Below are 22,806 nucleotides of genomic sequence, written 5' to 3' on the forward strand. Positions count from 1 at the left end.
TAATTGAATAAAATAACAATACTGTTGCCTGTAAAAAGGATTTTCCTCAGTATTTACGTATCTCCAATTTAAAAACATGAAAGGTAAAATCACTTGGATTAATAGTTGGAAAGGAATTGGTATTTTATGTGTTGTTTTGGGCCATATTTTTATTGGTGAAACAAGCAGAACTATCTATATATTCCATATGCCATTGTTCTTCTTTATTTCTGGTTTTCTATTTAAACCAACTCATAAATCTAAAAAGTACTTCACCAGAAAAGCCGTTAGTTTTCTTGTTCCCTACATTGCATTTCTAATTCCATTGTATTTTGTTTTTACGGATTTCAGCAATTTTGAATTAAAAGACTTAGCTTCTAATTTTATACCTCTCATTGTTGGAGGGCGAATGCTGCAAGGCCCCTTTGGTGTATTTTGGTTTATAACTTGTTTGTTTCTTACACAACAGGTGATGAACTTTTTATTCCTTAAATTAAAATCTTCTGCTATCGCCATTACCATGTGCATAATGTTAGTATTGGCTTTTCTCAATTCTATATTTTTTCCTTCATTTTGGCTACCATGGAATGCCAATGTTGTTTTAGCCGCAGCACCAATTTTTTACCTAGGGTATATTTATAAAAAAAGGGCACCAAAATTTAATATGAGCATAGTAATTATACTGGGCCTTTTTGTTGTGTTGTTGTCATTTGTATTTCCTAGTAATACTTACGACATGAAAAGTGCAAGCTATGGCATCCCTTTAATTACCATGGCATCTGCCATAATACTCGTACTTAGCTTAAAGTTTATTGCTGTAAGAATGTCCGCCAACCGTTATTTAAACACAATTTTTTCTGAATTGGGAAAAGCGTCCTTGACTATAATGTATTTGCACCTTCCAATAATTGTAATATTAGAGACTCAATTCCCTACTATCCACAAACTGTTCATCTTTATGGCTTCGGTAGTTTTATCTTACTTTACTTACGCTTTATTACTGAAATCCCAATTTACGCGAGGAATCTTTCTTGGCAAACCCAAGGCTTTGTCCAAAATTTTTAGAACGCCAAGTCTATACAATGCACCAGTTAAGACAATTGAAACCATAAAAGTGAAAGAGGCGACTACTGTTGCTTACAAGACTCTATAAAATCTTTTAAAGAGTTTACCTCATTTAAAGAAAGGCTATTTTAAGCCTTTCAGGTAAGTCGTTAATAAAAGGTATTCTATTGGCTATACCTCTCTATCCATATCCCAGGCTTCGAGGTAATCTTTAACAGCTTTAACGAATTGGCCGCCTAATGCGCCATTAACTACCCTGTGGTCGTAAGAATGCGATAGGAACATCTTATAGCGTATCCCTATAAAATCACCATCTGGAGTTTCTATAACAGCAGGCACTTTTCTAATAGCACCTAAAGCTAAAATTCCTACTTGAGGTTGACTAATTATTGGCGTGCCCATTATACTTCCAAAGGTACCTACATTGGTTACTGTATAGGTTCCGTCTTGGATTTCATCTGGTTTTAACTGACCAATACGAGCTCTTCCCGCCAAGTCATTAACCTTTTTAGCCATGCCAAGTAAATTGAGCTGGTCTGCATCTCTAATTACAGGTACAATTAAATTACCGTCTGGTAAAGCAGCAGCCATACCGAGGTTAATGTGCTTTTTCTTAATGATATTATCACCCTGAACGGAGATATTCATCATTGGAAAATCGCGTAATGCTTTTGCCACAGCCTCCATAAAGATTGGAGTGAAGGTGAGGTTTTCACCTTCTCTATTTTTAAAAGAATCTTTATGTTTCTTGCGCCAATTCCATATGTTGGTGACATCAGCTTCTATAAATGATTGCACATGAGCAGATGTTTGCACGGAATCAACCATATGCTTCGCAATAAGCTTACCCATTCTTGTCATTTCGATGATGTCATCATCACTATTGGAAATTACAGGAGCTGGGGCTTTCTTTATGTCTTTGGCAACTGACTTATCCTCTGACTGTTTTTGTTTTGGAGCTTCATCAACTTGCGGTTTATTCTCAGGTTCTTTTGTTGGAGTTGAACTTCTATTTTCTAAATAAGACTTAATATCATTCTTGGTCACTCTTCCATCTGCCCCAGTTCCAGGAACAGTATCTAACTCAGCTTGAGTTATCCCTTCTTTTTTTGCAATATTTCTTACTAACGGAGAATAGAACCTATCACTATTGGAAATTACAGGTTCTACTGTCGCTTTTGCCGCAGTGACGGTTTGAGCAACTTCTGAAACGACCTTTGGCTCTTCTTTAATAGGCACTTCTTCAACCTTTGGAGCCACTGATTCTGACGAGACATCAGACTCTGTTTCTATAACAGCTATGGTTTGACCAACTTGCACAACATCGTCTACATCAAACAACTTCTCTACAAGAACACCATCCACTTCACTCGGTACTTCACTATCAACTTTGTCTGTTGCGATTTCTAAAACTGCCTCATCTGCTTCGATAGTTTCACCAATATCCTTTAACCAAGATGTTATAGTTGCCTCGGCAACACTCTCTCCCATCTTAGGTAATTTAAGTTCAAACTTTGCCATATATATAATTTGAAGGTCTTTCTTAGCTAATTGACTGCAAAATTAATAAAAAAACCGATTTTTTATTGATTTAAATTCAATTTAAACACAGTTATAACATTTTAATTTCACCACGGTCCGTAGCGCTATCGCTACCTAAAATAAAGGTACTAGTTTTAGATAAAAATCTGTAATACACATTAGAATTAATTGAATTCTTTTTCATGTGGCTGATAATAGCTTTAATATTTAGGCTATTGACGTCGTAAACTATGAGGGTGTCACTATCTGCCAAAGGGCTTAATTGAGATGTGTAGATTATATTATTGCCATAAATAGACTTTAAATCTAAATCTTGAGACCTAGAGTAAACAATTACTCTCTTGTATCTAGGCAACTCTGTTTTTGATACATGCCTCACCCTTAGTGCTAATTGAGTCCCTACCGACACCAAAATGTCAAAAAGTATATTTCGCTTAAAATGCTTTTTATAAAAAATCTGCATGGCGCCATAAAACCGTTTGGCATATTTTAAGTCTTTTAAAGTGCTTTCACCTTTGAAGTGAACAACCTTGGCCTTACCAAAATAGTAGTTTTTATAGCCTGCTTTAAACACCTTATAAGACAAGTCAATATCCTCGCCATACATAAAGTAATCCTCATCAAAACCGCCAACCTTATTATAAACCGCTCTTCTAAGAACCATAAAAGCCCCCACCAAAACATCTACTTTTCCAACCTCATTAGGCTTAAGATGTTTCGCGTAATAATCAGAATCAAAACCAAAAAGCTTTTTAAGGGCTATTGACGGAAATGGAATATTCCGTTTGCTTTCTGGTAAAAAATCACCTCGACCGTCTATTAGCTGGCAACCAACCAATCCTAACTCCTTTTGTTCATCAGCAAATTGCAATAGTGTTGAAAAACAATCTTCAGGCACGATAGTATCTGGATTAAGAATACAGACATACTCGCCTTTAGCAATCTTTACACCTATATTATTACCTTTACTAAAGCCATCATTATTTTGGTTTTCTATAAGTATAACCTTAGGAAACAAAGATTTTACCATAGCACAGCTATCGTCATTGGAATTGTTGTCAACTACAATAACCTCTGCGTCGATACTATTAATAGCTCTAACTACGCTTTCAAGACATAGTTCTAAAAAATAGCGAACATTATAATTAAGTATGACAACCGATAGCTTCAATGGACTTTTAGGACTTTAATGAGGTCTCAAATGGAATACGGTCTTGTATGCTTCTACCCAATGTAATTTCATCTGTATATTCCAATTCATTTCCGGCTGCAACACCACGCGCAATTGTTGAAACCGCAACATCGTAATCTTGTATTTGCCTGAATATATAAAAATTGGTAGTGTCGCCTTCCATAGTTGGACTCATTGCAAATATGAGTTCCTTTACTTCCCCAGATTTAACTTTATTGACCAACGACTGGATTTTTAAGTCTTGAGGCCCAATACCGTCAATTGGAGAAATTTTGCCACCTAAAACATGATACAATCCTTTAAAAGTACTTGTGTTTTCAATAGCCATAACATCTCTTATGTCTTCTACTACACAAATAAGTTCTCCAATTCTATTTGGGTTACTGCAGATTTCGCACACCTTCTTATCACTAATATTATAGCACGATTGGCAAAAATTAATTTCGGCCCTAACCTTGCTCAAAGATTGAGCTAATCCTATTGTTTGCTGCTCTGGTTGCCTTAACAAATGTAGAACTAAACGCAATGCTGTCCTTTTACCAATACCTGGTAACTGAGCCATTTCATTAACCGCGTCTTCTAATAATTTTGACGAAAATTGCATAATTGCGAAGGTACTATTTTTAGAAGTAAAAAAGCCTAACTCAGTTTAAATTAAGTTAGGCTCAAAATGATTTCATGGATGCCCTATTCTATTATTACTTTTTTTGTGATTTCACCTATTGAGGTATTCAGTTTTACAAAGTATAGGCCTTCAGCAAAGGCACTTGTGTCCATACGGAGCGTTTTACTAAGGTCTTTATTCTTGGCATAGTATACCAAGTCACCTAAGACATTATAGAGCCTTACGTTCACGCCTTCCGAACGATTCCATTTTAAATTGATAAAATCTTTAGCTGGATTTGGATATACTGACAAATTATCAATATTAAAATCCGAAATACTTAAAGCTTCATCATATAGGTCCGTTCGCCAAAGACCACGTCCATATGTTGCAGCATACAATTTATTTTCTGCCGTATTTATTTCCAATTCGTTTATTCTAACGTTGGGCAAGCCATTATTGAAGGGTATCCAGGTATTACCTAGGCTGTTGTCGGTATAATAAACACCATAGTTCATCCCAACATATAAACCATCCTCTCCATTATCCTGCCATGCCAAGGCCTGAGGCACAAAGTTAGGCAAGTCCCAAGCTATAGAATTCCACGTTACACCATTGTTATTACTAACATAAACCTTACCACTATCTGTGGTAGCAATGGCTACTTTTGCAGGATTCGTTGGATGAATAGCAATTTCATTTATTCGTCCACCATTTAAATTTAGAGAGGCCGCTGTCCAATTTGTATTGTTCCCTATACTTATATAGAAACTGCCGTTAATCGCTAAATATTTTACAGTATTATCTGAGGGAGCAACTTTAAAATGATCTATATTACTACCAAAATTTTGTGAAATGGACGTCCAAGAGTTTCCGCCATTATTGGATTGATAAACCTCATCAAAAGCGGAATAAATTCGGTTATTCACTAAAGGGTCTTGTCCATAAGGTACAATCCAATTCCAGTTAAAATTTCCTCCCTTCCCATCTGGTTGGGCTACGCCGTTAATGGATAAGCCACCGTTAAAGGTCTTGACAAAAGAGCCAAATTGAGATGTACCGTACATTATTTGCGTGTCGTTCTTATCTATAAATCCTTCCATGCCATCTGCGCCCCACCAATCTGTCCAAAGACCATTAGCACCCAATGTTGAAGAACCGTTATCTTGAGAGCCTCCAGTTACAATAACTGGATTGGTTTGACTAATCCCTATTTTATAGAATTGGCGTATTCCCATACCAGTGGTAATATCTGTATAATAATTAGAGCTAACTAATCTTGGATTATCTGCTCTAAAAATTCCACCGTCAGTACCTAGAAATAGTTTAGTTATAGGATTCGTTGAACTCCCTTCTTGAGCGAAGAGCATTATATCAACATCTGCATGGCAATAACCAATGTTTAAACTTGCAGCGTTTCCTGGTGTCCACTGAGAGGTAATACTGAAAGTGGCACCACCATCAATAGAACGCCAAGAATTAATTCCTGCAATATGTACATCATTAGCATCTTCCGGGTGTACAACTATGTCCATATCCCTTGGCGCCTGACCTAGATTATCTTGACCTAAGGTGTCGTAACCAAAATAATTTTTATTATCATGATTGAGTTTTACAAAAGAGGAACCCTCATCAGTTGATTTGTGAAACCCGCCAAACACTCCTCCATCAGCCTCTAAAACATATACAATAGATGGGTCGTCTGCAGAAACACCTATCATTTTTACGCCATTTGAAAATTCATTACTTGCACCTTCAAATCCTTCCGAAAAAACCACACCTAAATTGTCCGCCTCAATCGAAATATCATCAAGGGTTATTCCACGGCCATAATTGGCTTGGCCTTCAAATGCAATATAATAATCACTTGTTGGATTTGGTAAATTTAATGTAATATCATTCCAAGCTGTTACATCGGTGGTATAATGCGCTATTTCTTCCCAATTTGACGATGCTGAAGTTCTATACAATACCTTGAGTTCATCCTGATCACCCAGCCATTCTACTTGAGAATAAGAGAATTTTAAAATAGGATTAGTTGCTCCAGACAAATCTAATGCAGGCGATACTAGACGGGTTGAAGGCGAAGTGAAATTATTGATATAAAACAACCCCAAACCACTACCTGTTTTTGGTGTAACACTACTGTTTTGATTTGCTCCGGTGATTGTCCAAGACAAACTACCAGAAACAAATTCTTGGCTCCAGCTAGCAATTTCGCCACCAGAAGAAAACGTTGCTCCACCATCGCTTGATTTGTAAAATACAGTACCGGAAGCATAGACCACGGAAGGATCACCCGGCTTAAATTCTATATCGTATCCTGTACTAGCACTGCTATGGATACGAGCCCAACTTAACCCACCATCGATTGACTTAAATAAACCGCCTCCCTGCGCACTTGCGTAAATTTTTGACGTGTCAGTTGGGTCGATTAATATCTTATTTACAACTCCATTACCAACATCACTGTGTAAAGACCAAGTTGCTCCTGCGTCGGTTGACTTAAAAATAGTCCCTCCAGTTGAGCCCCAATAATAGTGCGTGTTGTTTATTGGGTCAATAGCCAAAGCATATACATCTATATTGGCCAAATTATCCGTTAAAACTTGCCAAGAAACTCCACCGTCTAAGCTTTTCCAAACCCCACCTGTTTCACTACCTACTATAATATGATTAAGATTACCTTCCTCAATCGCAATTGAAGTAATTCTTCCAACACCAGGATTATAACCCGATGTTGCATTCCAATATGTAGGCCCCATATCTTCCCATGCTCCAACGGTTGTACGGTTGGCAAAACCTTCATTGTTAATTCTAGAATTATAGTCTATAAGTTCGTTGTAATAAAACTCAGGGGATTTCAACCTGCCTGTTTCATCCATTGAACGTTCCGCGAAGTATAACCATCTTCTATAAGGCGTATAGCCAGTACCACGTTCTCTACCAACAGAGTCAAAATACTGCTTTGCTTCATGTTTTATGTCTTCAACTGTGTGAGTTCCTTCGCTTATGAGTTGCTTGTAATGCTGTGCGTAGGTAACTAATACGACAAATAATGTCAATATTAGAGTTGCAATTCTTTTCATATTACTTAATTTATTTAGGGCATTTTTTTCAAAAGTACTATTTTTCCGAAAAATATCCTTTTTGTCCATGTCTTCCTCCGTGATTTTAATGCTAATTGCTAGCTATTTTATAGTTCTAATATCCATATCTTACTTCACAGGCAAAGAGGATTCTAATGCCGCATTTTTTAAAGCAAATAAATCTGCGCCTTGGTATCTCGTGGCTTTTGGAATGATAGGTGCTTCTTTATCTGGAGTTACGTTTATTTCAGTTCCTGGACTAATTGGAGGACAACAGTTTGCGTATATGCAAGGCGTTCTTGGTTTTTTTGTAGGTTATTTTTTCATTGCTTTTATTCTATTACCTATTTATTACAGGATGAATGTCACCTCCATTTACGAATATCTAGAAGTTAGATTCGGTAAAGTCAGTTACAAGACAGGTGCTTTCTTTTTCTTATTGTCGCGTGTTACTGGTGCTTCGTTCAGATTATTTTTGGTAGCTCTTGCTATGCAATACATTGTTTTTGAAAGCATGGGTGTCCCATTTTGGATTACCGTTGTATTTTCTATTCTTTTGATTTGGGTTTACACGTTTAAAGGCGGTATAAAAACTATAATCTTCACAGATACCTTACAAACCTTAACAATGCTAACTGCGGTTGGGTTAGCTATTTTTCTTATCAACCAACAATTAGAATGGACTTATCTAGAGTTTATAAATTCTCCGACATTTAAGGATAAGGGAAAAATCTTCTTTTTTGATGATCCTAATTCTCAAGTTTACTTTTGGAAATATTTTATAGGCGGAATTTTTATAACCATAGCCATGACTGGTTTAGACCAAGATATGATGCAAAAAAATCTGACTTGTAAAAATAATAGAGAAGCCCAAAAGAATATGATTAGCATGTCGATTTTACTTGTAATTGTAAATTTTGCCTTCTTATCTCTTGGTGCATTACTATTTATTTATGCAGAAAAATTTGGCATATCTACACCTGTAGTTGACGGCAAAATACGGACAGATTTACTCTTCCCAGAAATTGCAATGAATCAAAATCTAGGGAATGCTTTGGCTGTTATTTTCATTATTGGATTGATTGCTGCGGCCTACTCAAGCGCTGATAGCGCATTGACCTCACTAACCACCTCATTTTCTGTAGATTTTCTTGATTTAAAAAATAGACCCGAAGAAGAGCAAAAGCCACTACGAAAAAAGGTTCATATTTACATGTCTTTGGTTTTAGCCATCGTGGTTATTGTCTTTAACTATCTTGATGGAAATGTGGTGAGTAACTTATTTAAGTTTGCGACGTTTACCTACGGTCCGCTATTAGGTCTTTTTAGTTTTGGTATTCTAACTAAGCGACGAATCAAAGATAAATACGCCTGGCTTATTGGTATTATGTCCATTGCAATAACCTATGGCATAACCATTTTACCAGAAAGTATTATTGGCGGTTATCAATTTCACTGGGAAATATTACCAATAAATGGAACAATTACGTTCTTAGGATTACTCTTAATCTCCTTTCAAAACGATTAGTACTGGTTAGTACCTAAAAGCACTAAGGTACAGGCTACTTCAAAATTAATGTCATGTGCTTTTAACAAGGTATAGAACTCCGGATTTTCCGTTCCTGGATTAAAAATAACGCGCTTTGGCCGTAAACTTATTATATAGTCGTAATAAGAATCTTGGCGTTTGGGGTTTAAATACAAGGTTACGGTATGAATATCCTTGTAGGCCTTTAATTCGGTGTCAATATTAATACCACTAACTTCACCTTCCCTCAAACCAAAAGCTTTTACGTTGTGACCGGTCTGTTGCAATCTAATCATTGCCATATTAGCATAACGGTTTGGTTTTAAAGAGGCCCCAAAAACAAGTGTATTTTTCATTTGTTAAAGTAATGTTAAGAAAAAATATAAGAGTAACATCCTTCAAATATAGTCGTCTATGCTTTAAACTAATTTCATCAATCAAAAAAAATCAATCACACAATGAAGCACCTCTTCATTATATTTGTAATGCTTTATGGCGGCATTATAACTTCTCAACCCAACGCAATTAACGATATTAAAACAGGTTCTATTTCAGGCAGAGTTATGGACGCCAATTTACAAGAACCACTGCCCTACGTCAACATAATTATTAAGGATAAGGATGGTAAGGTTATAACAGGAGGTATCACCGACAGCAATGGTAATTTTAAAATCAATAAAATCCCAGTAGGTACGATTATTATTGAAATTACATTTATTGGATATAAAAAAGTAACCAGAGAAGAAACTATAGGAAAGGACAATTATAATATCAACTTGGGCGATATTTATATAGAGGAAGATGTTGAGAATTTAGAAGAGGTGACCGTTGTTGCTGAAACTTCTACTATTCAACAGAAAATTGACCGAAAAGTTATTAACGTTGGAAAAGATCTTACAACCTCCGGACCAACGGCGTCGGATATAATGAACAATCTTCCATCTGTGAATGTTGACCAACAGACAGGAAATATTGCACTAAGAGGTAATCAAAATGTTCAAGTGATGATTGATGGAAAACTATCAAATATCCCAACTGCTCAATTACTAAGGCAAATCCCATCTAATTCCATTAAACAAATTGAACTTATCACTAATCCATCAGCCAAATACAATCCAGATGGTATGAGCGGTATTATTAATATCATTTTGCATAAAAATGCCAATGTTGGTTTTAATGGTAACGTCAACTTTGGTTTAGCCTATGAGATTGCACCAAAATTTAATAGTTCTATTGATATGAATTATAGAAATGGCAAACTAAATTTCTTTGGGAGCTATGGTAATAATATTGCAGACAATGTCAATCGAGGGTTTTTAAATCAAGTTGATTCTGATTTAACACAACTCATTGATATTACTGATGAGAGTAATTCTCATTTATTTAAGGTTGGAGTTGATTATTATTTAGCAGACAAACACACGCTCTCCGTATTTACCAATCAAAATATCTTTGAAGGCGGTGCTCTCGGGACAACGGAGCTCGTTTTTGGTGATGGAACTATTGAAAACCAGCTTCAGGTATTGGATAATAGCAATGAAAATAATAGCCAACAATATAATTTTAATTATAAATTAGATTTTGATAAAGAAGGTCATAACTTAGAACTTGAAACCGACCACAACATATTTGACAATTCCATTAATACCTCTAACAGTTTTAGTGGTATGGGTAGCAGACCAAATTTTCAAGAATTTACTGAAATTGACCGAGTCAGAACCGAAATTAATCTAGATTACGTCAATCCGCTATCAGAAAACTCAAAATTAGAAACTGGATTACAAGCACGGCTTTTTGAAAACACATCAGACTATTTTTCGGATAGACGTGTTGAGGATAGCAATGGAAACTATATTCCAACCTCAACAAATTTCGATTATGAGCGCCAGATTTATTCTGCTTACGTCAGTTTTAATAAAAAACTAGACAAATGGTCTTATCAGTTTGGTCTTAGAGCTGAAACTGTAACTGTTGACAATACCGCGTTTGAAACGGACTTAAGTACAGGAACAACAACAGAATTTAATTTTAAAAACGATTATACTCAGGTATATCCTTCTGCTTTTGTAACCTATGAAGCTTCAGAAAAGAACTCTTACCAGTTTAGCTTTTCTAGGCGTGTAGACAGGCCAAGCGTTGGTCAGGTTAACCCGATACCCGAGTTTAACACGCCTTTAATTGCCCAATTTGGTAATCCAGAACTTGAGCCTCAGTTCACCAATTCCCTTGAAGTTAATTATACACGTAATCTAGAAAAAGGAAGTATTACGACAGGTGTATTTTATAGGCTCATAGAGAATGAGATCAACCAAGGGGTATTTGTGGATCGCTCATCACTAGGCTCAGGGAGGATTATATTAAGAATTGACAATTTTGATAACACCTCAGCCTATGGCTTAGAGGTTTCGGGCAACTATCGCCCGACTAAATGGTGGAGCTTTAATGCAAGTTTTGATGTATACGGAAGAAAGCAACGCGGTTTCGCAGAAACCCTAGACCCAAATATAAGCAACCCTACAGAAGATGATATTGAATTGAATAGCGTTGAGGTAAATAACTTAATCACCAACTTTAGATTATTCAATAATTTTAAGGTGAACTCTAAATTATCGCTTTCTGCTTTTACGATGTACAGAGGAAAAGATACAGGTTTAAACTTTGAAGTTGAACCTATGTTTTTGGTCAATCTTGGTTTGCGCTACAACTTTCTAGAGGACAATAGAGCAACGTTTAGTGTAAACTTTAACAATGTCCTAGATACCCAAGAATTAAATATAACTAGTGAACGTCCATTTAATCAAGAGGTAAGTTTTAACCCAGAATTCAGCACCATCTTTGTGGGCCTCTCTTATAGATTTGGAGGTGGAAAATATAGGGCCAAATCACGCAAGCAAAGAGACAACGACGAAACTTCGGGTAGTGGTTTTATGTAATTTAATGTAACAATAGATCATATACTAAGTCCTTAAAGTAAACGGAATTAATAGTTGGCATAAATAGTTGATGGTTAGTGTTAATGTTTAACTATTAATCCAGAAAACCCAGAACTTACTGTTCTGGGTTTTTGTTAAAGTTTATGAAATAATGTTAAAGAATGAAATAAATAGACATCCTTTACGTCTATACAATTAAGATAAGTTTTAAGTAATGGTAATTATAAAATTTCTTTTTTATAATTAAGTGTTAGTTAAAGTTGGTTAATAGCTGAAAAAGCCCAGATGTCATAGTCTGGGCTTTTTTTTGGAGCCAAATGATTGTGGTTGATTTAGATTTAAACCATCTTCGCTATATTTACTATTGATGTTTAAGGAAAGTTGATTCCTCTTTTTTTCGGTTTCTTTGATTTTGACATACTTAGAATTAATTTATGATATCTCATTGTTAATTACTAAGTATATAACACTTTTAATAGTAGAATAACATTGTCTTCTATAAACAAAAACAATTCAACAAATTAAATTTCCAAAAACACCACATAAGTTTAGGAATGTAGTCTCTTTACCATTTAATAATAGCACTTCCCCAAGTAAAACCACTACCAAATGCTGCCAAGACCACGTTATCGCCTTCTTTGATTTTACCTTCTTCCCAAGCTTCAGTTAATGCAATTGGGATAGATGCCGCCGTGGTATTTCCATAACGCATAATGTTATTATACACTTTGTCATCACCAAGTCTAAATTTCTTCTGAATAAACTGAGCTATTCTTAGATTTGCTTGGTGCGGAATGAGCATATCAATATCTTCTTTTTCGAGATTATTTGTTTTCAAACCTTCAACTATAGCCTCACTAAAACGCACAACAGCGTGCTTAAACACAAACTGCCCATTCATATACGGATAATACGACACGTCGTTTGGGTCATTTTCTTCCATAATGGCATCAACCCAACGTCCTGTGCTAGGACCTTCTAAGGCCAACTCCTTAGCATATTTTCCTTCGGAGTGTAAATGTGTAGATAAAATACCTTTAGTAGTATCTTCTTCCCGACTTAACACCACGGCTCCTGCCCCATCGCCAAAAATTACAGTAACATTTCTCCCTCGAGTAGAACGCTCTAATCCGCCCGAATGATTTTCACTTCCTATAACCAAAATATTCTTATACATGCCAGTTTTAATAAACTGATCTGCTACCGAAAGGCCATAAATAAAACCAGAACATTGATTGCGTACATCTAAGGCACCAATGGTATCCATTTCTAAAAGTTCTTGAATCTTAACTCCACCGCCTGGAAAATACATATCAGGACTTAAGGTTGCAAAAACAATAAAGTCTATATCATCTTTAGTCAATCCAGCGCGCTCAATAGCAATTTTAGCAGCTTTGGCGCCCATTATTGAAGTTGTGTCATCGCTTGTTTTTGGATCAATCCATCGTCTTTCCTTTATGCCAGTGCGTTCTTGAATCCATTCATCACTGGTTTCCATCCATTCTTTTAAGTCGTTGTTGGTAACAACATTCTCCGGAAGGTATTTACCTACTCCTGTTATTCTTGAGTTATACATCAGTTTATTTCGTTAGAATTACAAATTTAAGCCATTTAGACCTATTCTAATTTCAAATCGTTATGCGTGCATAATAAACAACATTGGGTAGTCTTGACATTAATTTTAACAACATTCCAACGTGTCAAAACATCTATTTTCAGTATCTTCAAACCTCTTAAAAACCAATAGTCATATGAAAGCCATTCTAAAACTTTTATTCTGTTTTTTCATCATAAACAGTTATGCCCAACAAAGTCTCACCTACCAAAAACCCTCTAAAGAAATATTAGACCTTGCCGACGTAGAGCTTGCTCCTGGAGTGCAAATCGATAGCAAAGGCGAACAAATGGTATTACTTTACAGAGACCAGTACAAATCTATTTCAGAACTGTCTGAAACGGAATTGCGTCTAGCTGGCCTGCGAATAAATCCGGTTACCAATATTGGAAGTCGTACCAACTACATTACTAACTTAAAGGTTAAAAAAACATCGGATAAAGAGGCTAAACAAGTTATGGGTTTACCTGAGAGCCCAAGATTGTCAGGTTTTAGCTGGTCTCCAGATGAATCTATGATTGCCTGTTTAAATACAACAACAACAGGCGTAGAAGTTTGGGTTTTAGATATTGAAAAAGCTAAGGTCACTAAACTTACTGACGCTACAGTTAATGCCAATATGGGAAGTACCTTAAATTGGTTTAAGGACAACAAGCACCTTTTGGTTAAAATGTTACCTAAGGATAGACAACCATTAATTAATGCTTCCGAAGCTGTCCCAACAGGACCTACAGTTTCTGTCAGTGATGGTTCCAAAGCTCAGAATAGAACGTACCAAGATTTATTGAAGACGCCTAATGACGAGTTTAATTTTGAACAATTGGCGCACTCGGAAATTGTTAAGGTATCCATCAATGGTACGATTGAGCCCTATTTAGAATCTGCCATGTATCGCGGCATTAGTTTTTCACCAGATGGCAACTATGTTATGATCACAAAAACCAAAAGGCCGTTTTCCTATTTGGTCACCTATTCTAGATTTCCTTATGAAAGTGTTGTATATGACACAACCGGAAAAATGATAAGTGTTGTTAATGATGTTCCATTAGACGAGGTTAGGCCTAAAGGATTTATGGCCACCCGAATGGGAAAACGCAACATGTCTTGGCGCGGTGATCAGCCGGCAACCTTAGTATGGGCCGAGGCCTTAGACAAGGGAGATCCAGCCGTGGAGGTTGACCTCAGAGATGCGGTATACCAATTAGAAGCGCCCTTTAAAGGTAAGCCAAGCCTTATTTTAAAAACAAAGCAGCGTTTTGCTGGTATCGATTGGGGAAATGAAACTTTTGCCGTCGCTTACGATTACTGGTGGAATACAAGAAATACTAAAACCTATACCTTCAATCCGTCTGACCCAAACCAAAACCCGAAAGTAATTTCAGATCGCAGCTACCAAGATGTATATAGTGACCCTGGAAATTTTGTAAGTTCTAAGAATAAGTATGGCAGATATACCTTAAATATCAATGGCGACAAACTCTACCTCATGGGAGATGGTTACACTAAGGATGGTCAGTTTCCATTTGTTGATGAGTACAACATCAAAACCAATACAACCAAACGACTCTACCAATCGCCCTACACAGATAAGCTAGAAAACTTAAATTCTGCTATCGACATGAAAAAAGGTGAAATTCTGGTTAGAATTGAATCGCCAACAGAATACCCGAATTACTATATCAGAAACATTAAAAAGAAAAATGATTTAACCGCAATAACTGCATTTGCTAATCCTTTTAAAAGTTTAGAAAATGTCAGTAAGCGCGTTATCAGTTACAAAAGAGACGACGGATTAGACTTAGAAGGCACCTTATACCTACCCTTAGATTATAAAGCAGGTGAAAAATACCCCATGATTTTATGGGCCTACCCTAGAGAATACAAGGACAAGTCTAGTGCGTCACAAAGCACAACGAATCCTAATGAATTTGTATATCCCTATTGGGGATCACCCATTTATTGGGTAACTAAAGGATACGTGGTTTTAGACGATGCAGCCTTCCCGATTGTTGGTGAAGGTTCAGAAGAGCCTAACGATTCGTTCAGAACCCAATTGGTTGCTAACGGAAAAGCAGCTATTGATGCGGTAGATGAACTAGGCTATATCGATCGCAATAAAGTTGCTGTTGGTGGTCACAGTTACGGTGCTTTTATGACAGCCAATCTTTTATCACATTCTAATTTATTTGCTGCCGGAATCGCTCGAAGTGGTGCATACAACAGAACATTGACACCCTTCGGATTCCAAAGCGAAGAGCGCAGCTATTGGGAAGCTCCAGACATCTATTATAATATGTCACCATTTATGCATGCCGATAAAATGAAAACACCATTATTATTAATCCATGGTGTAGCTGATAATAACTCTGGCACCTACCCTTTACAATCAGAACGCTACTTTAATGCTTTGAAAGGTTTGGGCGCACCTGTGAGGTTGGTAATGCTCCCAAAAGAAAGTCACGGTTACCGCGCCAAGGAATCCATTATGCATATGCTATGGGAACAAGACCAATGGTTAGATACACACGTAAAAAACAGAAAGCAGACAGCAGAGAAAATCGAAAATAAAGAATCCATTAAAAACTAAGATTCTTCTAAATTATAAAAGGCCATTCCAAAGTGAATGGCTTTTTTTATGTCATCTTGTCACAATAACGGTATTGGTATTTTATTTGAATTGTAGAAAACAACAATAAAACAATCACAACATTTAAATCCTACTAGTAATAGGATGACATAAACTAAAATATCATGACAAAAGGAAACATTAATGTATCAGTAGAAAATATTTTTCCACTAATTAAGAAGTTCTTGTATAGCGACCACGAGATTTTTCTTCGTGAGTTGATTAGTAATGCCACAGATGCAACGCTAAAACTAAAACACCTCACCAGTATTGGAGAAGCTAAGGTAGAATATGGCGACCCAAAAATTGAAGTTAAAATTGATAAAGAGGGTAAAAAGCTGCACGTCATTGACCAAGGATTGGGTATGACTGCAGATGAGGTACAGAAATATATCAACGAAGTTGCCTTTTCTGGAGCAGAAGAATTTCTAGACAAGTACAAAGATTCTGCAAAAGATTCTGGAATTATAGGTCATTTTGGTCTTGGTTTCTATTCTGCATTTATGGTCGCAGAAAAAGTTGAAATTATTACTAAATCATTTAAAGACGAATCTGCTGCACATTGGACCTGTGATGGCTCACCAGAATTTACATTAGAGGAAGCAGACAAAACTGAAAGAGGTACAGAAATTATCCTTCATATCGCGGAGGACTCCACTGAGTTTTTAGAAGAATCAAGAATACGAGAGTTATTGCTCAAATACAACAAGTTTATGCCGGTGCCAATTAAGTTTGGGACTAAAGAAATTAACGACCCAGATTTTGAGCCAAAGACCATTACAGATAAAGACGGTAAAGAAACTACAGAGCCGCATAAACAAATAACCGTTGATGATATTATCAATAATCCAAGTCCAGCATGGACAAAACAACCTGCAGATTTAGATGAGCAAAACTATAAAGACTTTTATCGCGAACTCTATCCTATGCAATTTGAGGAGCCCTTATTTAATATTCATCTCAATGTAGATTATCCGTTCAATCTAACGGGAATTTTATATTTCCCTAAGATGACGAATGATTTAAACATTCAGAAAGATAAAATTCAACTGTACCAAAATCAAGTTTTTATTACAGACAACGTAGAAGGCATTGTACCAGAATTCTTGACCATGTTAAGAGGGGTGATTGATTCACCAGATATTCCGTTGAACGTTTCAAGGAGTTATCTGCAAGCCGACGGTGCCGTGAAGAAAATTTCATCTTACATCACACGTAAGGTTGCTGATAAATTAAAGTCAATTTTTAATAGCAATCGTGAGGAGTACGAAAAGAAATGGGACGATATTAAAATCGTTATCGAATACGGTATGTTGTCTGAAGAGAAATTCTTCGAAAAAGCAGATGCCTTTGCCTTATACCCTACAGTAGAAGGTAAATATTACACTTTTGAAGAATTGACCAATGCCATAAAGGCCAAGCAAACCGATAAGGATGACAAAATGGTAATCCTTTACGCTTCAAATAAAGACGAGCAACATGCCTATATTGAAGCGGCAAAAGCTAAAGATTATGAAGTATTGTTATTAGATTCCCCTATTGTTTCGCACTTAATGCAGAAACTAGAAACATCTAAAGAGAAGATTGCTTTTGCAAGGGTAGATGCAGACCATATCGACAACCTCATCAAAAAAGATGACACTACGATTTCTAAACTTTCGGAAGATGAAAAGACCAAACTCGATGAGTTATTAAAGGAGGTCGTCCCTTCTGAAAAATTTATGGTGCAACTAGAAGCTATGGATAGCGGCGCTTCTCCATTTATTATTACCCAGCCTGAGTTTATGCGTCGTATGAAGGAGATGCAGCAGACAGGTGGTGGTGGCATGTTTGGTATGGGCAATATGCCAGAGATGTACAATTTAATTGTAAATACCAACCATGAGCTTGTTGGTGACATTCTAAATACAAAGACTAGAAAAAAACAAGAGCGTTTAATCAATCAGAGTTTAGACCTAGCACGCTTGTCCCAAGGACTGTTAAAAGGTGAAGAATTGACAAACTTTATCAAACGCAGCTATGATATGATAAAATAGTTGACACGCTGATTGGTTTCAGCATCCTACATATATTCAAACCACTCCATTTTTTGGAGTGGTTTTTTCTGTTTAAAACTGACTGGCGTCATTGTAGGAAAAACCCTTTAATAATAGCTTTAGCACTATGTTTAACTAAATCTATTTTACAATGAAAACAATCTATACTTTTTTTTTGGTTGTACTATGTAGTACCCTTACGATTAATGCTCAAAAAGTGGTAGCAGTGCACAGCCCTACAAATGGTGTTCAATATTTTAGCGATAGTGCTGCTTTTCAGGAAGCATACGATGCTTCAATTGCTGGCGACACCATTTATTTACCTGGTGGTACACATACACCACCATCGGTATTTGATAAACAACTGACCATTTTTGGTGCAGGACACCATCCAGATGCGACTACAGCAACATTTGAAACAAAAATTTCTGGTCAAATTACTCTTGGTGAAAATGCAGACGGAATTCATTTAGAAGGACTCTATATTACCTCTAATTTAGTTGTTGGCAACACAAATGATGTTTCAGTAAATGATATTGTAGTGAAACGGTGCCGTTTTGGGAATATATATTCATCAGGTATAACTGAGACCAATACAAGTAATAATAATCTTTTTGTTGAAAACATTATTAATTCTATCTACGATGGAAATAATTTAAGAAGCTCATCGTTCTTCAACAACATCATTGTAAGCGGCAATAGAAATACTAGCTTAACAGATTTATATTTTTCAAATAACGTGTTTCTTTATGAAGATATAAATGGCACAATTTATGGTGGTTTTACATTTTATAATTGCGTTCTACAAAATAACATTTTTGTAAATCAAGGACCAGCACTAAGCTACGGTGCAGATTCCACTTTTGAAAACAACATCTTTTGCCACAGTGCCCCAAGTTTAGGAACAGACCCTACACTAGTAAACAATTATAACTTGACTCGTGCTGAAGTGTTAGTTGACCAAACTGGTGGGGCATTTGATTATGCACATGACTATCACTTACAAGCTGGAGCAGCTACAAATTTAGGTACAGATGGTACAGAAACTGGTATTTATGGTGGTGTGTATCCTTGGAAAGACTATTCCATTCCAACAAATCCGCATATCAGCAGCAAAACAATCTCTGGCGCTTCAGATAGTAGTGGCAATATACAAGTAGATATAAATGTTCATGCTCAAGGGAATTAGATATGAAAGCACTTAAATTAATTCCACAATTGTGGATATTAATAAGCTTGCTTCTTACTATCCACATAACAGCGCAAAATAACATTGTTGGCTATGAGTATGCTTTTGATGATGGCAATCCTCCAACATATGTAGCGGTAATGCCAGCTCAAGCTTTTAATTTGGTAACCGATATTGATGTGAGCACCCTAAACAATGATGTGAATGTATTTTATATTAGGTTTAAAGATGAATTAGGACAATGGAGTTCTATTGCAAGTAAAATATTTGTAAAACCTCCTGAAGCGTTTATAACTGCGAGCACTATAGTTGGGTATGAATATGGTTTTGATGACGATAATCCGCCAACGTACGTTCCAATTACACCAACAGCAGATTTTAATTTGGTAACGGATATTGATGTGAGTAGTTTACAGAATGATGTGAACATATTGCATATTAGATTTAAAGATGATATTGGACAATGGAGTTCTTTTATTAGCAAAATATTTGTAAAACCTCCCGAAACGTTTGCAACCGCAAGCGCTATTGTAGGTTACGAATATGGCTTTAACGATGGTGAAAATATTCAGTACACTCCAATTAATCCAAATGCAGATTTTAATTTGGTAACGGCTATTGATGTGAGTAGTTTGCCTAACGATGTCAATATTTTCCATATTCGATTTCAAGATGATATTGGACAATGGAGCAGTTTTATCAGTAAAATTTTTGTAAAGCCACCTGAAACATTTGCAACAGCAAGTACTATTATAGGTTATGAATATGGCTTTAACGATGGTGAAAATATTCAGTACACACCAATTAATCCAAATGCAGATTTTAATTTGGTAACGGATATTGATGTAAGTAGTTTGTCTAACGATGTCAATATTTTCCATATTCGATTTCAAGATGATATTGGACAATGGAGCAGTTTTATCAGTAAAATTTTTGTAAAGCCACCTGAACCCGTAAATTTCCCAAACAACACCATAGTCTCTTATGATTATTGGTTTGAGAATGACGCGGCAGAAAAAGTCTCTATTACCATAGATACACCAGTGGCAGATTATCTTCTTGCCGAAATTGATGTGAGCCAGTTATGGGCAGGTGAATACAGACTAAATACCCAATTTAAGGATACCTATGGCAATTATAGTGTAATCATGACAGATACCATTAATAAGGCCATACTACCATTGGCACAGTTTAACCAAGATGCTATTGAGATTTGTACTGGTGAAACCATTAACTTCTTAAATACCAGTGTAGACTATGATGACCAGCTTTGGGATTTTGATGATGGTACCACAAGTGATTTGATAGATGTCTCGCACACCTTCAACACGCCTGGAACCTATGAAGTGAGTTTGCTCATCGAAGATACCGCAACGGGATTAACCGATACAACAACGCAAACCATTGAGGTTTACGAAATGCCCTCGAATACAGTTACGGTCTCTACAAGTTTACCTACTTGTTTTGGCGAAACCGTTGTACTAACTGCAGATTATACTAATGGCGATTACCTTTGGTCTAATGGTGCAACTACGAGAAGTATTTCGGTCACACAAGAAGGAACTTACTTTGTTGATATCAGTAATTCTAATAGTATGCTATGCTCAGCAACATCAGATAACATTACAGTATCCTTTGAGTCTGAAATTGATAATACCATTACTGCAGATGCAACCACCATAACCGCAAATTTAGGAGGTGCAAGCTACCAATGGATTGATTGTACAAATGGTAACACCCCTGTAGCAGGTGAGATTAATCAAATGTTTGCACCTACTATAGACGGAGAATATGCTGTTGAAATTACAGTTAATGGTTGTACAGTGGTTTCAGACTGTATTGTAATGAGCAATCTATCTGTTGAAGATTATAATCTATCAACTGCTGTTAAACTCTACCCAAACCCTGTTAGAGATATGCTAAGTGTAAAAACGGACCTAGATATAACGGTTGTCATCTTCAATGTTCTGGGCAATGAACTCAACCGAATAGATTTACATTCGGGTGAGGTACAATTAGATATGTCGAACTATGAAAACGGCTTATATCTAGTTAAGGTTTATAGAACTGGTGACAGTAGCAACAATAGCAAACTATTTAGGATTGTTAAGAGGTAATAGTCTCATTTAGTTAAACGTTTGAGTTAGTTAAAAAACCGCTATAAGTAAAACTATAGCGGTTTTTTTTAAGGAAAAAGGAGTACCTTAGAATAGTTAAAATACTTTTGAACAAAATCAGGCACAGCTTAATTAACCCTATTAATAATACCCATAAATATTGGTGTGTTTGCCCTAAATTATTAAACATCCTAAAATTAATTGTATTTTGATTTTTTAGATTAAAAAAATGGACGAGAGACTCATATCAAAAAAGAAACCGTCATATCCTGTTAGCCAAAGGCTTTCTAACTACCTTACATCTCACGGACGTAATATAAAGATTCCCATATATTATGATGACCTACTAAGGTTTCAAGGTGCTATTGAAATTTTAGACGAAAACGACAATGATACGCTATGGGTTAGAACATATTACGCTGAGCATGAACGTGATGAAATAGAAAGCAGCTTAAAACGCATGTATTCCATTCTTCATGCTGATGGAACGGAAGATATCTTACCTTATCTATCAATAGACAGCATTGACTTTTGCACCTTTGGCAACACCAAACCGTTTCGAGTAAAGGTGCGTAACATAATTAACGACAATTACATTTTTCTTTACATTAAAAAAGCAGATGCCTCTAGGATTTATGGCCTAGAATTAGAACATCTTTTATCTCCAAATCACATCAATTTTATGGTGCACAAGGATACCCTTATCGAAGATCATATTTTGGGTATCCCAGGAGATGTTTTTATCGCTGAGAATCTTGAAAATTTAAGCATGCAAGATAAACGAGCACTAGCTAAAGAATTTGTAAAATTCAATGAGCGCTGCTTTGTAAGACTTTTAGCAGATATGAGGTCTTACAATTACGTCGTTGTAATAACCCAAGATTTTGATCGGGTACAATATCGTATACGCGCCATTGATTTTGATCAACAGAACTACGAAGGCAATCCAAAAGTGTATTTACCTCAGTTTTTAAAAGAAAACAACCAGCTTGTAGATATGACTCTCAAGGTTTTAACTGATGCTTCCATAGAACAATACAAAAAGGAAGAGCGCTCACTATTGGCAAAGCGTGCAAAGAATGAAAAATCAAGACTAGAAGAATTGTTGGGTTGTATGGTTGAAGACACCTTGTCTAAACCCGAAAAAGTTAAGGAGTTGAAAATGGGACTCTTTCAATTAACCAAGGATGTAAACTTTAAGAAGTCAAAAAACATGGGGGAGATTTTAAGAAATGCCTTAGACTTTATCGGCCGCAATTACGTCAACGAAAATCCTTATCTTATTAAATAG

The 22,806-nt window shown here is 36.2% G+C and carries 14 protein-coding genes; 8 read left to right on the plus strand and 6 right to left on the minus strand.

Going from position 1 to position 22,806, the window contains the following annotated elements:
* The first annotated feature begins 76 nt into the window (after positions 1-76).
* On the plus strand, positions 77-1,132 hold the full coding sequence (locus J4050_RS08390) for an acyltransferase family protein (RefSeq protein WP_208154124.1): 1,056 nt from the start codon (positions 77-79) through the stop codon (positions 1,130-1,132).
* An 83-nt stretch (positions 1,133-1,215) separates the two neighbouring features.
* On the opposite strand, the gene J4050_RS08395 is transcribed toward J4050_RS08390, so the two are convergent.
* The 4 genes from J4050_RS08395 to J4050_RS08410 form a co-directional block, all read right to left on the minus strand.
* Positions 1,216-2,565: a dihydrolipoamide acetyltransferase family protein gene (locus tag J4050_RS08395; RefSeq protein ID WP_208154125.1), complete on the minus strand. Its 1,350-nt coding sequence runs from the start codon at positions 2,563-2,565 to the stop codon at positions 1,216-1,218.
* Positions 2,566-2,656: 91 nt separating this feature from the next.
* Positions 2,657-3,757 (minus strand): glycosyltransferase family 2 protein, encoded by a 1,101-nt coding sequence (locus J4050_RS08400; protein WP_208154126.1) that lies wholly within the window; start codon positions 3,755-3,757, stop codon positions 2,657-2,659.
* 7 nt (positions 3,758-3,764) lie between these two features.
* Positions 3,765-4,382, minus strand: a complete 618-nt coding sequence (gene recR / locus J4050_RS08405) for a recombination mediator RecR (RefSeq protein ID WP_208154127.1) — start codon at positions 4,380-4,382, stop codon at positions 3,765-3,767.
* An 83-nt stretch (positions 4,383-4,465) separates the two neighbouring features.
* A complete protein-coding gene (locus tag J4050_RS08410; protein ID WP_208154128.1) occupies positions 4,466-7,471 on the minus strand; it encodes a T9SS type A sorting domain-containing protein in 3,006 nt (1,001 codons plus the stop codon).
* Positions 7,472-7,538: 67 nt separating this feature from the next.
* Between J4050_RS08410 and J4050_RS08415 the strand changes: the two genes are divergently transcribed.
* Entirely contained in the window at positions 7,539-8,999 is a 1,461-nt protein-coding gene (locus tag J4050_RS08415) for a sodium:solute symporter (RefSeq protein ID WP_208154129.1), read from the plus strand.
* Here J4050_RS08415 and J4050_RS08420 read toward each other — a convergent pair.
* Positions 8,996-9,355: a CoA-binding protein gene (locus tag J4050_RS08420; RefSeq protein WP_208154130.1), complete on the minus strand. Its 360-nt coding sequence runs from the start codon at positions 9,353-9,355 to the stop codon at positions 8,996-8,998. The two genes, J4050_RS08415 and J4050_RS08420, sit on opposite strands and share 4 nt — an antisense overlap.
* Positions 9,356-9,457: 102 nt before the next feature.
* Here J4050_RS08420 and J4050_RS08425 point away from each other — a divergent pair, with 102 nt between their 5' ends.
* On the plus strand, positions 9,458-11,932 hold the full coding sequence (locus tag J4050_RS08425) for a TonB-dependent receptor (protein ID WP_208154131.1): 2,475 nt from the start codon (positions 9,458-9,460) through the stop codon (positions 11,930-11,932).
* A 565-nt stretch (positions 11,933-12,497) separates the two neighbouring features.
* Here the strand turns inward: J4050_RS08425 and J4050_RS08430 are convergent.
* The gene (locus J4050_RS08430) at positions 12,498-13,508 is read right to left on the minus strand and encodes a 3-oxoacyl-ACP synthase III family protein (RefSeq protein ID WP_208154132.1); all 1,011 of its coding nucleotides are present in this window, start codon (positions 13,506-13,508) and stop codon (positions 12,498-12,500) included.
* Positions 13,509-13,683: 175 nt separating this feature from the next.
* Here J4050_RS08430 and J4050_RS08435 point away from each other — a divergent pair, with 175 nt between their 5' ends.
* From J4050_RS08435 to J4050_RS08455, 5 genes are all read left to right on the plus strand, one after another.
* A complete protein-coding gene (locus J4050_RS08435; RefSeq protein ID WP_208154133.1) occupies positions 13,684-16,134 on the plus strand; it encodes an alpha/beta hydrolase family protein in 2,451 nt (816 codons plus the stop codon).
* 164 nt (positions 16,135-16,298) lie between these two features.
* On the plus strand, positions 16,299-18,209 hold the full coding sequence (gene htpG, locus J4050_RS08440; RefSeq protein ID WP_208154134.1) for a molecular chaperone HtpG: 1,911 nt from the start codon (positions 16,299-16,301) through the stop codon (positions 18,207-18,209).
* A gap of 151 nt (positions 18,210-18,360) precedes the next feature.
* Positions 18,361-19,398: a right-handed parallel beta-helix repeat-containing protein gene (locus J4050_RS08445; protein WP_208154135.1), complete on the plus strand. Its 1,038-nt coding sequence runs from the start codon at positions 18,361-18,363 to the stop codon at positions 19,396-19,398.
* A gap of 2 nt (positions 19,399-19,400) precedes the next feature.
* Positions 19,401-21,515: a PKD domain-containing protein gene (locus tag J4050_RS08450; protein ID WP_208154136.1), complete on the plus strand. Its 2,115-nt coding sequence runs from the start codon at positions 19,401-19,403 to the stop codon at positions 21,513-21,515.
* 229 nt (positions 21,516-21,744) lie between these two features.
* Complete coding sequence (locus J4050_RS08455; RefSeq protein WP_208154137.1) at positions 21,745-22,806, plus strand: hypothetical protein; 1,062 nt, start codon at positions 21,745-21,747, stop codon at positions 22,804-22,806.

The sequence above is a fragment of the Winogradskyella pelagia genome (assembly GCF_017581965.1).
In the GTDB taxonomy this organism is placed as follows: domain Bacteria; phylum Bacteroidota; class Bacteroidia; order Flavobacteriales; family Flavobacteriaceae; genus Winogradskyella; species Winogradskyella pelagia.